The 12,894-nt window shown below is 70.5% G+C and carries 14 protein-coding genes; 6 read left to right on the plus strand and 8 right to left on the minus strand.

Annotated features, from left to right (window positions below; genetic code table 11):
* Positions 1-167: 167 nt before the first annotated feature.
* Positions 168-899: a 3-keto-5-aminohexanoate cleavage protein gene (locus ACIQM0_RS21925; protein WP_401289096.1), complete on the minus strand. Its 732-nt coding sequence runs from the start codon at positions 897-899 to the stop codon at positions 168-170.
* Positions 900-1,170: 271 nt separating this feature from the next.
* Here ACIQM0_RS21925 and ACIQM0_RS21930 point away from each other — a divergent pair, with 271 nt between their 5' ends.
* Entirely contained in the window at positions 1,171-1,935 is a 765-nt protein-coding gene (locus tag ACIQM0_RS21930; protein ID WP_401289099.1) for an alpha/beta hydrolase, read from the plus strand.
* Between the two features lie 145 nt (positions 1,936-2,080).
* Here the strand turns inward: ACIQM0_RS21930 and ACIQM0_RS21935 are convergent, their stop codons facing one another.
* Entirely contained in the window at positions 2,081-3,511 is a 1,431-nt protein-coding gene (locus tag ACIQM0_RS21935) for an amidase (protein ID WP_401289101.1), read from the minus strand.
* Between the two features lie 129 nt (positions 3,512-3,640).
* Here ACIQM0_RS21935 and ACIQM0_RS21940 point away from each other — a divergent pair, with 129 nt between their 5' ends.
* Positions 3,641-4,228 (plus strand): TetR/AcrR family transcriptional regulator, encoded by a 588-nt coding sequence (locus tag ACIQM0_RS21940; RefSeq protein ID WP_401289104.1) that lies wholly within the window; start codon positions 3,641-3,643, stop codon positions 4,226-4,228.
* Here the strand turns inward: ACIQM0_RS21940 and ACIQM0_RS21945 are convergent.
* A complete protein-coding gene (locus ACIQM0_RS21945; protein ID WP_401289107.1) occupies positions 4,208-4,549 on the minus strand; it encodes a hypothetical protein in 342 nt (113 codons plus the stop codon). The two genes, ACIQM0_RS21940 and ACIQM0_RS21945, sit on opposite strands and share 21 nt — an antisense overlap.
* Between ACIQM0_RS21945 and ACIQM0_RS21950 the strand changes: the two genes are divergently transcribed.
* A complete protein-coding gene (locus tag ACIQM0_RS21950; RefSeq protein WP_401289109.1) occupies positions 4,548-5,078 on the plus strand; it encodes a helix-turn-helix domain-containing protein in 531 nt (176 codons plus the stop codon). The two genes, ACIQM0_RS21945 and ACIQM0_RS21950, sit on opposite strands and share 2 nt — an antisense overlap.
* Positions 5,079-5,167: 89 nt before the next feature.
* Here the strand turns inward: ACIQM0_RS21950 and ACIQM0_RS21955 are convergent, their stop codons facing one another.
* The 3 genes from ACIQM0_RS21955 to ACIQM0_RS21965 all read right to left on the minus strand — a co-directional run bounded on the left by ACIQM0_RS21955 (position 5,168) and on the right by ACIQM0_RS21965 (position 7,547).
* Complete coding sequence (locus ACIQM0_RS21955) at positions 5,168-5,728, minus strand: hypothetical protein (RefSeq protein ID WP_401289112.1); 561 nt, start codon at positions 5,726-5,728, stop codon at positions 5,168-5,170.
* Between the two features lie 133 nt (positions 5,729-5,861).
* Positions 5,862-6,797: a helix-turn-helix domain-containing protein gene (locus ACIQM0_RS21960; RefSeq protein ID WP_401289114.1), complete on the minus strand. Its 936-nt coding sequence runs from the start codon at positions 6,795-6,797 to the stop codon at positions 5,862-5,864.
* A 330-nt stretch (positions 6,798-7,127) separates the two neighbouring features.
* Positions 7,128-7,547: an ATP-binding protein gene (locus tag ACIQM0_RS21965; protein ID WP_401289116.1), complete on the minus strand. Its 420-nt coding sequence runs from the start codon at positions 7,545-7,547 to the stop codon at positions 7,128-7,130.
* 136 nt (positions 7,548-7,683) lie between these two features.
* Here ACIQM0_RS21965 and ACIQM0_RS21970 point away from each other — a divergent pair, with 136 nt between their 5' ends.
* Together ACIQM0_RS21970 and ACIQM0_RS21975 are read left to right on the plus strand one after the other, a co-directional pair.
* A complete protein-coding gene (locus ACIQM0_RS21970; protein ID WP_401289118.1) occupies positions 7,684-8,535 on the plus strand; it encodes a helix-turn-helix domain-containing protein in 852 nt (283 codons plus the stop codon).
* On the plus strand, positions 8,532-8,738 hold the full coding sequence (locus ACIQM0_RS21975) for a DUF397 domain-containing protein (RefSeq protein ID WP_385028681.1): 207 nt from the start codon (positions 8,532-8,534) through the stop codon (positions 8,736-8,738). Before ACIQM0_RS21970 ends, ACIQM0_RS21975 begins: the two co-directional genes overlap by 4 nt.
* A gap of 141 nt (positions 8,739-8,879) precedes the next feature.
* Here ACIQM0_RS21975 and ACIQM0_RS21980 read toward each other — a convergent pair whose 3' ends face one another.
* Both ACIQM0_RS21980 and ACIQM0_RS21985 read right to left on the minus strand, forming a co-directional pair.
* Entirely contained in the window at positions 8,880-9,107 is a 228-nt protein-coding gene (locus ACIQM0_RS21980; RefSeq protein WP_401289121.1) for a hypothetical protein, read from the minus strand.
* 10 nt (positions 9,108-9,117) lie between these two features.
* Positions 9,118-10,671 (minus strand): FMN-binding glutamate synthase family protein, encoded by a 1,554-nt coding sequence (locus tag ACIQM0_RS21985; RefSeq protein ID WP_401289124.1) that lies wholly within the window; start codon positions 10,669-10,671, stop codon positions 9,118-9,120.
* 324 nt (positions 10,672-10,995) lie between these two features.
* Between ACIQM0_RS21985 and glmS the strand changes: the two genes are divergently transcribed.
* Positions 10,996-12,843 (plus strand): glutamine--fructose-6-phosphate transaminase (isomerizing), encoded by a 1,848-nt coding sequence (gene glmS / locus ACIQM0_RS21990; protein ID WP_401289127.1) that lies wholly within the window; start codon positions 10,996-10,998, stop codon positions 12,841-12,843.
* Positions 12,844-12,894 lie beyond the last annotated feature (51 nt).

Below are 12,894 nucleotides of genomic sequence, written 5' to 3' on the forward strand. Positions count from 1 at the left end.
CTTTGACGGAGCATTCGAATGTCATCCTAGGTTTTCGAATTTTCTGGGCCCCCGATCTGGCCCCGCCCTTCCTGCCTGCCCTGCCTGAACACGTCGGCGCTCCGGTGGTGCCTTGATCGCGGGAGCCGCAACCTATCGGGAGCCGGTTGCGTTCTGGTTGCGTTCGACTAACGCGCCCCCGGTGAGACTTTCAACTGGGGCTCGCGCGCCGCACGGACGAGGGCGGCGTTGTCCGGGGCGAGGGCGCCGTCGGGGAGGTGGAGCACGTCTTCCAGGCCGATCCGGGTATCCAGACGGCGGGAGGCCGCAAGGCGCAGGACGGGCCACGCGGCGGCGTCCTCGCCGTGCAGGAGGATCGGCGTGGCAGCCGATTCGAGTGCGTCCAGCAGGCCGGCCGCGGCGAGGAGCGCGTCCTGCGGGGTGGTCTCGGTGACCTCGGCCAGGACGCGCAGGACCCGGCCGGATCCGGGCCAGTCCAGAAAGCGCTGTGCCGCGGGAGTACCGGAGTAGATGCCGGCTTCGACGCCGATCCCCCGGTCCAGCAGGGCCGCGGCGACATAGGTGGCGCCGTCCTCGTGCCAGTTCACGGAGGCGTGGTCGGGCAGCACGGTCCAGCCCCGGACCTGCGCGGCACGTGCCCGGGGGTCCGCCGTGGCCCAGGCACCGGTGGTGACCCCGACCGGGACGCCCGGGACAGCGGCCCGCACCGCGCTCACAGCGGCCGCGACGGCGGCGGCTTCCAGCGTGTCCCGACCGTCGCGGTCCTTGGGGTGCAGATGGACATCCTCGGCGCCGGCGGCGACGGCGTCACGGGCCGCCGCAGCCAACTCGTCTGCGGTCACCGGCAGATGGGAACACTCGGCACGGCTTCGAGCACCGTTGAGACAGACCTGCAGCATGGCGCCATCCTCGCAGGCCGCACCTGGAAGGTCTCGGCTGTCAGGCGACCGCGCCCCGGCGCCCGTCCGGAGTCGTGATCGCGTGCCGGGAAAACGAGTGGGCGGGATCGGGGGCGGCTGGTAGCTTGCGGGTGACCGCGACACCGTCCGAGGAGGTGAGACCCATGAACGTATCGATGTGGGTGCTCCCCCTTGCCGTCACGGTCGGGCGATTGACGTAGGTGTCGCCGGGAGCGCCTCGACAACAAGGCACTCCCGAAAGGCAACACCTATGTACTCTCCGCAATTCACCGCCGAGTCGACGACGAACGGCATCGTCGAGCGCGATTTCACCGTGGGTGACATCCCCGGGGTTCTCTGGTCACCGGCCTCCGGCGCCGGTCGCGCGCCCCTCGTCCTGATCGGCCACGACGGCGCCAAGCACAAGAAGCACCCGGCGATGACGGGCCGCGCCCACCGTCTCGTGAACCACTGCGGCTTCCACGTCGCCGTCATCGACGCGCCCGGTCACGGCGACCGGCCGCGCACCGCGCACGACGAGCTGGAGCGGGCCGCCCTCTCCGAGGCGTGGGCGACGGGCGAGCCGGTGAATCCGATCGTCGTGCGCTACAACGAGCACCTGGCGGAGCTCTCCCTGCCCGAGTGGCGGGCGACCCTGGACGCGCTCCAGGAGCTTCCGGAGATCGGCGCCGGCGGCCCGGTCGGCTACTTCGGCGTCCGGATGGGCACCGCCACCGGAGTGCCACTCGTGGCGGCGGAGCCCAGGATCACGGCTGCGGCCTTCGGCCTGTACTGGTCCGAGGCCGTGGCCGAGAAGGCGAAGGAGATCACCGTTCCGATCGAGTTCGCCATGCAGTGGGACGACGAGCACATCCCGCGCGAGGCCGGCCTCGCCCTGTTCGACGCCTTCGCCTCGACGGAGAAGACGTTGCACGCCAACGCGGGCAAGCAGGGGGAGATGCCGAGGTTCGAGGCCGACAGCGCGGTCCGGTTCTTCGCCCGGCACCTCGGCGGTGCAGTGACCTCACCGGCCTGAGGACGAGCGGCAGCGGCGCCCGGTGTGCTCATCGGGCGCCGCGGCCACGGCCCGGGGTGAGGCAGCGCACTCCGGACATTCCGGTCGGAGTGCGCACTCAAGTCACTGCAGTCGGCCGGGAGGGCCGCTGCATGGTCCCGTGCCCTCAATGTGCCCGTCCTCCCACACGCGGGTCGACTGGTGTGAGTACTCCGAGCCGGTCCTCGATCGCCTGGGCCGCCCCCAGGCACAGGTCCTCCCGGAACGCGCGCCCGACGATCTGCACTCCGCAGGGGAGCCCGTCGGCCATCCCCGTCGGTACGGCCACACCGGGTACGCCCACGAAGCTGGTCACCGTGCACAGCCGCATCCCCGACCCGACCCGGTCCCTGCTCGACCTGTCACGCGACTCCAAACCCGGCTCGACCGGTGGCTCCGTGAAGACCGGGCCGAGCAACAGCGGGTATGCGTCGAGGAATTCGGCCCATGAGCGACGGATATTCATCCAGGTGCCCATCAACCTCATGAACTCCTCCGCGCTTGCGGGCGGGGTCTGCTCCATCATCATCTCGATGTAGCGGTCCCCGCCCCTGCCGAGCAGCTTGCGTACCACCGGCCAGGTAGGGGCGAACTCAGTCACAGTGATCCGGCCGTACGCCTCAAGCGCCTCGTCCATCCGCGGCACGTCCTGCACCTCGCGCACGTCGTACCCGGCGTCGCGGAGCGCGTCGGCCGCGGTCGCGATGGCTCCACGAACGGCGGGGTGCACGCCGTGCCCGCCGGGATCCGCCACGACCGCGACCTTCACGCGACCGGGGAGCGGTTCGCCATATGCGGGCACCGGCACGGCGCGTGGGTCTCGAGGATCGGTCCCGGCCAGCACTTCGTAAGCAAGCCGAAGGTCGCCCACGTTCCGGGCCAGCGGGCCGTCGGTGACCAGCATCTGGGACGCGGGGCCGGGGTCGTCCGGGCCGAGAACGCGGTGGTCGGCGGGGAACCGGCCCGTGGACGGCTTCAGCCCGGCCACACCGCAGAACTGGGCCGGGATGCGTACCGATCCGCCGGAGTCGTTGCCGAGCCCGAGCGCCGCCATGCCGGTGGCCACGGCCACCGCGTCGCCCCCGCTGGAGCCGCCCGGGGTCCGGCTGCGGTCCCACGGGTTGACCGTGTCGCCGAACAGCTCGCTGCGCGTGTGCATCCCCGCCAGGATCAGGGTGGGGATGTTGCTGTGCCCGATGGGGATGGCCCCCGCCGCGCGCAGCCGTGCCACCGGGGGCGCGTCGGCCGACGCCACCAGATCACGGAAGCGCTCCGTGCCGAACGTGGTCGGCACGCCTTCGATCGCGGTGCTCTCCTTCACGGTGAAGGGCACACCCGCGAGTGGTCCCAGCGTTTCACCCGCTGCCCGTCGACGGTCCATCCGTGCCGCGGCCTCACGTGCGCGCTCTGCCAGGAGCTGCGTGACCGCGTTCACCTGCGGGTTGACCTTGCCGATCCGATCCAGGTGGCTGTCGACCAGTTCGACAGCTGAGACTTCTGCGCTGCGCACGGCCTCCGCCTGCGCAGCAGCCGACATCTTCCACAGGGCGTCCTGCATGACTCTTCCCTCCCCGTCCCGTTCCGATGCGCTTGCATCGGAACCGCACCGTACCCCTGGAACCGATGCGGGCGCATCACATAAAGTGATCCGAAAGCGGAGCACTGTGAAACAGGAAGGGGACCGGCCATGCCCCGGCAGGTGGATCACGTTGGCCGACGCCGCCTCATCGCCGAGGCGGTCTGTCACCTCGCCGACGAACGCGGGCTGGAGGGTGTGACCCTTCGCGACGTAGCGGCCCGCGCGCAGGTATCGATGGGTGCCGTTCAGCGGTGCTTCCGTACCAAGGAAGAGATGCTCGTGTTCGCTCTGGGGCACATCGGTGAGCGGATCATGGAGCGCGTACAGGCCCGCCTCGTCAGAAGCCCGGCCCAGTCGGCCGGCACCGCCCTGGGGCACGCGGCCACCGAGATCTCGCTGCTCCGGGAAGAGCACCGCGCCGAGGCCAGGGTCTGGCTCGCCTTCGTTGCGCAGGCAGCTGTCAGCGAGGCGCTCGCGACGACGCTGAAGGCGAACTACGCAACTCTGCAAGAGGCGTTCACCCGGCTCATCGCGGAAGTCGGCAAGGACGCCGACTACGCCGCGCCTCTCGATCCGCAACGCGAGGCCCGCACTCTCCTGGCCCTCGCGGACGGCCTCACCGCGCACGTCCTCATCGGCCACCTCACCTCGCAAGAGGCACGCGACGTCCTCCACTCACACCTGGCCCGCCTCTGAGAGGCGCTGCGTTCGGCGTCGGCCGTTCCGGGAACGCCGGTCCGGCGCGAGCAGTTCGGGAAGCCAGGCGCGGCCGGCGAAGTCGTGCTTGATGAGCTGCGGCATGAGGACGTTGCCGACCGCGATGGCCGCACCGGCGATCAGGGTGCCGCCGAACAGGGCGAACACTCCCGGGACCGAACGCAGCACGATGCCGCCGCTCAGTGCGAGCAGCGCGTACCACAGCAGGTGGTGGGGTACGTGGATCGCTCCGCCGACCCGGGTGGCGTGGACTCCCGCGGCCTTCGAGCACCACCACACCGCGCACGGCGACGCGGACATGCGGATCCTGTTCCTGTTCGACGCACTCGCCGCCCGGCTGCCCGCGCATCCCGCCGTGCTCACCGTCTCCGCGCTCGCCCGTGAGGCCCTGCTCGCCCTCACGGCCGAGGAGACGGACACCGGCGGGCGGGCGCCGGAGGCGGTCGACCGGCTGCACGCGGTCGTCGTCGACGAGCTCACCGCGGCGCCCGAGCAGCCGCTGCGTCTGCCCGAACCTGCCGATGACCGGCTCCGGGCGCTGACCGCCATCCTCTACGCCGACCCCGCCAATCAGCAGACTCTCGCCGTGCTCGGCGCACGCGTCGGGGCGACTGAGCGCACGCTCAGCCGGCTCTTCGGGCAGGAACTCCGGATGAGTTTTCATCAGTGGCGCACTCAGCTACGCGTCCACCACGCGCTCACCCGGCTCGCCGCCGGGAAGTCCGTCACCGACACCGCTCTCGCCTCCGGCTGGTCCAATCCGACGAGCTTCATCGAGGCTTTCGCCGCTCTCGTCGGCGAGACCCCCGGCCGCTACCGCAACCGTTGACTCCCTACCGGGGGCGGCTGGGGCCCGGTCCTCCCTCCAGGGCTCCTTGAGCTTCACGACCTGCTTGCGCGGGCGCAGTTCCTTTCGTCCTACCGCCCGCCGAGCCGGAGGACGACCGCCATGTAGAGGCTCGCGGACACCGTCAGAACCAAAAAGGCGAGAGCCGTGTGGCCGACCAGCCCCCGCCCTGGGGCAAGGCCCAGATGTGCCCGAGCCGCGCGGCTCACACGGGGTCCGGCGGAGCCTCGCGCGGCGTTCGCGTCGGCCCTTTCGATCGCTCGGCGCAGCTTTCCGCGGCTTCTCTCGGTCGTGATGCCCAGCCCCACCCCGTCGGCATCGCGTACCAGCAGGGTCCGGTACGCGCTGCCGTACGAGAAGGTCGTCAGCAGCCGGACGGTAGTGATCCGGTTGAGGTCGACGGACCGTTCGCCGGTCAGGGTGCGCGCGATCAGGTGCGACGAAGAGTGCCGGAACGGGGCCCGCTCCTCACACAGGGCGGGCAGGAGGACGCCACCGGCGATTAGCGACAGCAGACCGAGCGCGATCGGCGTGCCCTCCGGGACCAGCCCTGCCCTGGCCAGCCCGTAGCCGCCGAAAGGCAACAGAAGGACCGTCACCGCCAGGAACCATCCCCTGCGCGCACGCGTCACGGCGCGGATTGTGTTCGCTGCCACTGATGGCCCCCGTCTCTGTCGGCAGGCATCAGCATGCAGGTGCGGCAAGCCTCCGCACACTGCCTGGGTCCGGCAGTCTTCGGCGCGGGAACGGGGGCAGCCGTCGCCTCTACGCGGTGACGGACGACTCCGCGACGCACTCGCCGCACCTGCCCGGCTCGGGCGCTCTGAACGCGCGGTCGCAGGCGTCGCAGTTCTGGAGCGGCACCGGGGGAGGGGAGAGCGGTGCGGGCGGCACGGCGGCCGGGAGCAGGGTGCTCAGCCGGTGCGCGAGCAGCTTGGCCGGGTACTTCAGGGGGACGGGCAGGTCCGTCGTCAGGGCCTGGGCGATCGTCGCGGGGGCGGCGTCGCGTTCGAGCCAGGTCGCGACGGCCGGGGTGAGGCTGCGGACGTCGTTCTCGGAGAGCACGAGCACGGAAGCCTCGCGCCGCAGCCCGAGCAGGATCGCCGAGGCGGTCCGGTGCACGTCCGGGATGAGTGCCTGCGGACGGGGGAGGGCGGGTGCGGGAGTGGGTGCGGGGGCTGGTGGGGCAACCGGGACCCGAGCCGGAGCTGGTACCCGAACCGGAACAGGAGCCTGAGCCGGGGCCGTAGCCGGAGCCTGAGCCGGAGCCGGAACAGCAGCCCGAACCAGGGCCGGAGCCGGTGCGGGCGGATCCACCGCCTGCGGACACGGCTGGTTGTACGACGTCGTGCGCGTGATCACGCGGCCGCTGCTCAGGCGTTCGCGGTCGCGCCTCAGGTAGCCGTTCTCTTCGAGTTCGCGCAGTGCCCCGGCGATGCGGGCCTCGCTCTCCGGGAAGCGCTCGACCAGGAACTTGATGCCGACCTTCGCCCCGGCGGGCAGCGACTGGATGTGGGTGGCGAGCCCGATCGCGACGAGCGAGAGATCCTGGTGCTGGGCCAGGTGGTTGCCCACGACCGTGAAGTGGCTGGTGTGGCGCACGTTGACGTGTAAGACACCGCCGGACCGGGCGCTTGACGAGGTGCCGGACCAGGCGCCTGACGAGGCGCGCGAGGGCGCGATAATCTGCTGGTTATCCATCGGGAAGCTGCTTCTTCCTTGGTGGTCAGGCCCTCGCTCGGGATGTCAGTCCCGGCGGGGGCCGTCTCATGTCTGAATTTGGTTTCGCGAGCATATGTCAGGCAACCCGGGCGAAATCCAGCTCAGTTGGCCAACCTCACCCGTGTGAGTGACGGGCGCCCGCGTGAGTGCGCGGGGGGCCTGCTGAGGTCCACCGGGGTGGGTTGGGTGGGGTTTGGTTTGAGGGTTTCTTCTTCCAAAGGACTTAAAAGCCTTTTACGTCCTTGGGCCGCCGCGTCGCGGCCGGCCGGGACGCGCTCCACCGGGTCGTAGCCAGCCGCGTCGTGCTCCTTACGACCCGGTGAGGGTGATCTCCGCCCAGACCGTTTTCCGGGGGAACGGGCCGTGCCGGACGCCCCAGCGCGTGGCCAGCGCCTCGACGAGGAGGAGCCCCCGCCCGGACTCGTACGCCTCGGAGCGCTCCAGCACGAGGGGCAGCCGCTCCCCGCGCGCGTCCGCCACTTCGATGCGGAGCGTGTCCCCGGTGACCGTCAGCAGGATGCGGAAGTCCCGCCCCGGTACGTAACCGTGCAGCGCCGCGTTCGACGCCAGCTCGGCGATGATCTGGCTCGCGTCGTCCAACGGCAGCCCCCAGGAACGGAGCTGTTCCGTCGCCAGCAGCCGGGCGAGCCGGGCGCCCCGGCGGGTCGCGGAGAGTTGCACGGCGAACGTGCCGCTGCGTGCACGCGGTTGGGTGATTTCTCGGTTCACGTCACTCAGCGTGGCCGTCCGTCGCTACGCTGAAAAGCAGTGACACGTATACGGACGGTGACTGTCCAGCGGTCGTACGGGCCTGTCCACGCCGTACAGCGCCGGTGCGCCGCGAACGGGTGGAGGCGGATGCCGCATGAGTGGCAACGACGTGGTGGACGGACCGGATTGGGCTGTCGACCCCGAGGACGAGTCGGGTGCCGTGATGGCCGTGGTCGGCCGGCAGATCAGGCTCTGGCGGGAGGCGGCGGGCCTGCGCGCCGCGGAACTGGGCGAGGCGATCGGGTACGGCGAGAACCTCGTCTACAAGGTGGAGACCGGCACCCGGATTCCCAAGCCGGAGTTCCTGGACCGGGCGGACGAGGCCCTGGGCGCGAACGGCAAGATCGCCGCGATGAAGCGGGATGTGGCGGAGGCGCGGTATCCGAAGAAGGTCCGCGATCTGGCCAAGTTGGAGGCCGATGCGGTCGAGTTGGGCTCGTACGCCGCCGACGTGATCGATGGGCTGCTCCAGACGGAGTCGTACGCCCGCGCCCTGTACGGGGAGCGACGCCCGGCGTTCACCGAGGAACACGTCGACCGGCTGGTGGCCGCGCGGATGGCCCGGCAGACGATCTTCGCGCGTCGGCCCGCCCCGCTGCTGACCTTCGTACAGGAGGAGGCCACGCTCAGGCGCCCCACGGGTGGGAGAACGGTGCTGCGTCAGCAGCTCGAACACCTGCTGGAACTGAGCATGTTGAGGCATGTCGAAATTCAGGTGATGCCGACCGAGACCGAGGAGCACGCGGGCTTGGGCGGTTCACACGAAGTGGTTAAGTTGAGTGACGGCACGGCTGTGGGGCACAACGAGGTCCAGCTCACCAGTCGGCTGATCAGCGATCCCAGGGAAGTCCAGATCCTTGAGATGCGGTACGGCTTGATCAGGGCCCAGGCGCTCACGCCTCGGCTCTCACGAATCTTCATCGAAAAACTGCTGGGAGAGACATGAGTGCGAAGCCCTCGGCCGGAAGTGCTTCCGGCCTGACCTGGGTCAAGAGCAGCTACAGCACGAATGACGGCCCCCAGTGCGTCGAGGTAGCCGCCGCCCCCACCGCCGTCCACGTCCGTGACTCCAAGAACATCCCCGGCCCCGAACTCGGCTTCGCCCCGGGCGCCTGGGCCGACTTCGTCTCGTACGCGTCGGCCAACTGAAGGCAGCGCCCGGCGTCACCGCCAGGCGATCACGGCCTCCGGCCCCCAGTGCGCGGCCAGCCCCTCGGCCGCCGCTCGCGTCGGGGGCCGGCGGCTGACCGCGACCAGGGCCGCGTCCTGCGCGCCCGGCACCTGCTGTGCCTACGCGACGAGTTCGGCCAGGTCCGTTGCCCCGAACGGGGTCTCGTCGCGCCACTTCACCGAGCCCACGAAGGCGACGCGGCGTGCCACCGGCTGGGTGTCGGCGCCGATGAGGCCGACCTCCGGGTTGTTCCGACGGTTCCACCAGCCGCCGACCTCGGTCGCCTCGGGGAAGAGGCCGTCCGGTACCCGGCGGGCGAGTGACTCCCGGACACCGTTCAGGCCCACTGCCGGTGTCTCAGACGGCCGGTCCCTGCGCGGAGGCCGTCTTCGACCGGGTGGCGAGCAACGCGGTGATCTCATCGGCGACGCGCGGGCCCAGCTCGCCCCAGCCGTCCTTGTAGCCGTAGACACCGGACAGGGTGCGGGCGTCGTAGTCGCCGTTCAGGATCTCGATGTCGTTGGCCGTGATGAAGGCAGGGTGGGCGACGCCGACGGCCGCGGAGACCTTCATCAGCTCCATCCGCAGGGTGCGCAGGTAGGCGGCGGCGCGGGTGGCCTTCGAGGTCGGGTCGAGGCCGCGGGCCAGGCGCGGGTTCTGGGTGGCGACGCCGGTGGGGCACTTGTCGGTGTGGCACTTCTGCGACTGGATGCAGCCGATCGACAGCATCGCCTCACGCGCCACGTTGATCATGTCGGCGCCCAGGGCGAAGGCGACCACGGCGTTCTCGGGCAGGCCGAGCTTGCCGGAGGCTATGAACGTCAGGTCGTCGGTCAGCCCCAGCTCGGCGAAGGTGCCGTAGACCCGGGAGAAGCCCATCCGGAACGGCAGTGACACCGAGTCGGCGAAGATCAACGGTGCTGCCCCGGTGCCGCCCTCGCCGCCGTCGACGGTCACGAAGTCGACGCCGCGGTCGCCCCGCGCCATCAGCGTGGCCAGCTCCTGCCAGAACCCCATCTCTCCGACCGCGCTCTTGATCCCGACCGGCAGACCGGTCTCGGTGGCGAGCAGTTCGACGAAGTCGAGCATCGAGTCGACATCGCTGAACGCGGTGTGGCGCGACGGGGAGGCGCAGTCCTCGCCGAGCGGGATGCCACGGATCTCGGCGATCTCCGGGGTCACCTTCGCGCCCGGCAGCAGCCCGCCCAGCCCCGGCTTCGCGCCCTGGGAGAGCTTGATCTCTATCGCCTTGACCGGGGCGCCGGCGACCACGTCCATGAGCTTGTCGATGTTGAAGGTGCCGTCCTCGTCGCGGCAGCCGAAGTAGCTCGTACCGATCTGAAGAACGAGGTCGCCGCCCTTGCGGTGGTACGGCGAGAGGCCGCCCTCACCGGTGTTGTGCATCGTGCCCGCCAGCGCCGCCCCCTTGTTGAGGGCCGTGATCGCCGCACCGGAGAGCGATCCGAAGCTCATCGCCGAGATGTTGACCACGCTCGCCGGCCGGAACGCCTTGGCGCGTCCGCGCGGCCCGCCCAGCACCTTGGCCGACGGCAGCAGGGCCTGCGGGTCGTGCACGTCGGGGAGCAGTTCTCCGGCGAACGTGCGCTGCTTCACGTACGCGTGCCCCTGCACGTGCTCGATGTCGTTGTCGGTTCCGAACCCGAAGTAGTTGTTCTCGCCCTTCGCCGACGCGTAGATCCAGGTGCGCTGGTCACGACTGAACGGGCGCTCCTCGTCGTTGGAGGTCACGATGTACTGCCGCAGCTCAGGACCGACCATCTCCAGCAGGTACCGGGCGTGCCCGACCACCGGGAAGTTCCGGAGCAGTGCGTGCTTCTTCTGGACGAGGTCGCGGGCGCCCACCAGCGCCAGTGCTGTCGCGGTGGCGGCAACGATATTCCGGGCACGCATGAACGTTCCTCTCCTCGAAGCTCGACGCCGACGCCATGGGGTGGCCGTCGTCGTGTCGTGTCGCTGTTGGGCGGCGGGGCACGACCGGGCGGGCGTCGGCGTCCGCCGGAGAACACCGAAATCGATAGTAGAAGCCCGCGCGGTGGGGTCCGTGATCAGGGTCGTCGGGCGGAGAACGGCCCGGCGGAGTCCTCCGGGGCGGCGGTGCGCTCCGGCGCCGGGCCGTGGCGCCGCATTCCCCGGCCGACGCCGTCCTCCCCGACACCCTCCGCACCTTCTGCGAATATGCGAAGAACATGGGCAGGTGACCACGAAGGGACCGGTATGTGCGGAATCATCGGATACGTCGGTAGGCAGTCGGCGCAGGACGTCGTCGTCGCGGGCCTCAAGCGGCTGGAGTACCGGGGGTACGACTCCGCCGGGATCGCGCTTCTCACGGACGGGGGGCTGGCCGCCGCGAAGAAGGCCGGGAAGCTCGTCAACCTGGAGAAGCTGCTGGTCGAGCAGCCGCTGCCGGCCGGGAGCGCCGGGATCGGCCACACCCGCTGGGCCACCCACGGCGGGCCCACCGACGTCAACGCCCACCCGCACCTCGACAACGCCGGACGCGTCGCCGTCGTCCACAACGGGATCATCGAGAACTTCGCCGCCCTGCGCGAGGAACTGGGCGGGCGCGGCCACGACCTGATCTCCGAGACCGACACCGAGGTCGTCGCCCACCTCCTCGCCGAGGCGTACTCCGGCGGTGCGGACCCGGCCGAGGCGATGCGGCAGGTCTGCCGGCGGCTCGAAGGGGCGTTCACCCTCGTCGCCGTGTTCGCGGACGCGCCCGACGTGGTGGTCGGGGCCCGGCGGAACTCGCCGCTCGTGGTGGGCGTGGGGGAGGGCGAGGCGTTCCTCGCCTCCGACGTCGCCGCGTTCATCGCGCACACCCGGTCCGCGATCGAGCTGGGCCAGGACCAGGTGGTGGAGCTGCGCCGGGAGGGAGTGCTCGTCACCGGGTTCGACGGGCGGCCCGCCAAGGTGCTTCCGTACCACGTGGACTGGGACGCGTCCGCCGCAGAGAAGGGCGGCTACCCCTCCTTCATGCTCAAGGAGATCGCCGAGCAGCCGAAGGCCGTCACCGACACCCTCCTCGGCCGGATCGACCCGGAGGGGACGCTCCACCTCGACGAGGTGCGGATCACCCGGGCGGAGCTCCGCGAGGTCGACAAGGTGGTGATCGTCGCCTGCGGGACCGCGTTCCACGCCGGGATGATCGCCAAGTACGCCATCGAGCACTGGACCCGGATCGCCTGCGAGACCGAGCTGGCCAGCGAGTTCCGCTACCGGGACCCGATCCTGGACCAGCGCACCCTCGTCATCGCGATCTCGCAGTCCGGCGAGACGATGGACACCCTGATGGCGCTGCGGCACGCCCGCGAGCAGGGCGCGAAGGTCCTCGCCATCTGCAACACCAACGGGTCCACCATTCCGCGCGAGTCCGACGCCGTCCTCTACACGCACGCCGGTCCCGAGGTCGCCGTCGCCTCGACCAAGGCGTTCCTCACCCAGCTCGTCGCCTGCTACCTCGTCGCCCTGTACCTCGGCCAGGTCCGCGGGACCAAGTGGGGCGACGAGATCCGTACCGTCATCCGCCAGCTCTCCGAGATCTCCGGCGAGGTCCAGCGGGTCCTGGAGACCATGGAGCCGGTGCGCGAGCTGGCCCGCTCGCTCGCGGGCCACGACACCGTGCTCTTCCTCGGCCGGCACGTCGGCTACCCGGTCGCCCTGGAAGGCGCGTTGAAGCTCAAGGAACTCGCGTACATGCACGCGGAGGGGTTCGCCGCCGGTGAGCTCAAGCACGGGCCGATCGCCCTGATCGAGGACGGCCTCCCGGTCGTCGTGGTGGTGCCGTCGCCGCGCGGGCGCTCCGTGCTGCACGGCAAGATGGTGTCGAACATCCAGGAGATCCGGGCCCGCGGCGCGCTCACCGTCGTCATCGCCGAGGAGGGCGACGAGGCGGTCGTCCCGTACGCCGACCACCTCATCCGGATTCCCGCGACGCCCACGCTGCTTCAGCCGCTGGTCGCGACCGTGCCCCTGCAGGTCTTCGCCTGCGAACTGGCCACGGCCCGCGGCAACGAGGTGGACCAGCCGCGCAACCTGGCGAAGTCCGTCACCGTGGAATGAACAGTGGAATGAACAGGGGGGACGGGCAGCGGGGTGGGAGGAACAATGGAA

Origin of the sequence: Streptomyces sp. NPDC091387, assembly GCF_044756945.1 — a bacterium.
Classification (GTDB): domain Bacteria; phylum Actinomycetota; class Actinomycetes; order Streptomycetales; family Streptomycetaceae; genus Streptomyces.

What these genes read in the sequence shown, in the direction of transcription:
- ACIQM0_RS21945 (WP_401289107.1), bottom strand. Translation starts at nt 4,549, where the DNA reads ATGTCCGCGTCGCCGTGCGCGGTGTGGTGGTGCTCGAAGGCCGCGGGA.
- glmS (WP_401289127.1), top strand. Translation starts at nt 10,996, where the DNA reads ATGTGCGGAATCATCGGATACGTCGGTAGGCAGTCGGCGCAGGACGTC.
- ACIQM0_RS21930 (WP_401289099.1), top strand. Translation starts at nt 1,171, where the DNA reads ATGTACTCTCCGCAATTCACCGCCGAGTCGACGACGAACGGCATCGTC.
- ACIQM0_RS21950 (WP_401289109.1), top strand. Translation starts at nt 4,548, where the DNA reads ATGCGGATCCTGTTCCTGTTCGACGCACTCGCCGCCCGGCTGCCCGCG.
- ACIQM0_RS21940 (WP_401289104.1), top strand. Translation starts at nt 3,641, where the DNA reads ATGCCCCGGCAGGTGGATCACGTTGGCCGACGCCGCCTCATCGCCGAG.
- ACIQM0_RS21985 (WP_401289124.1), bottom strand. Translation starts at nt 10,671, where the DNA reads ATGCGTGCCCGGAATATCGTTGCCGCCACCGCGACAGCACTGGCGCTG.
- ACIQM0_RS21970 (WP_401289118.1), top strand. Translation starts at nt 7,684, where the DNA reads ATGAGTGGCAACGACGTGGTGGACGGACCGGATTGGGCTGTCGACCCC.
- ACIQM0_RS21935 (WP_401289101.1), bottom strand. Translation starts at nt 3,511, where the DNA reads ATGCAGGACGCCCTGTGGAAGATGTCGGCTGCTGCGCAGGCGGAGGCC.
- ACIQM0_RS21975 (WP_385028681.1), top strand. Translation starts at nt 8,532, where the DNA reads ATGAGTGCGAAGCCCTCGGCCGGAAGTGCTTCCGGCCTGACCTGGGTC.
- ACIQM0_RS21960 (WP_401289114.1), bottom strand. Translation starts at nt 6,797, where the DNA reads ATGGATAACCAGCAGATTATCGCGCCCTCGCGCGCCTCGTCAGGCGCC.
- ACIQM0_RS21925 (WP_401289096.1), bottom strand. Translation starts at nt 899, where the DNA reads ATGCTGCAGGTCTGTCTCAACGGTGCTCGAAGCCGTGCCGAGTGTTCC.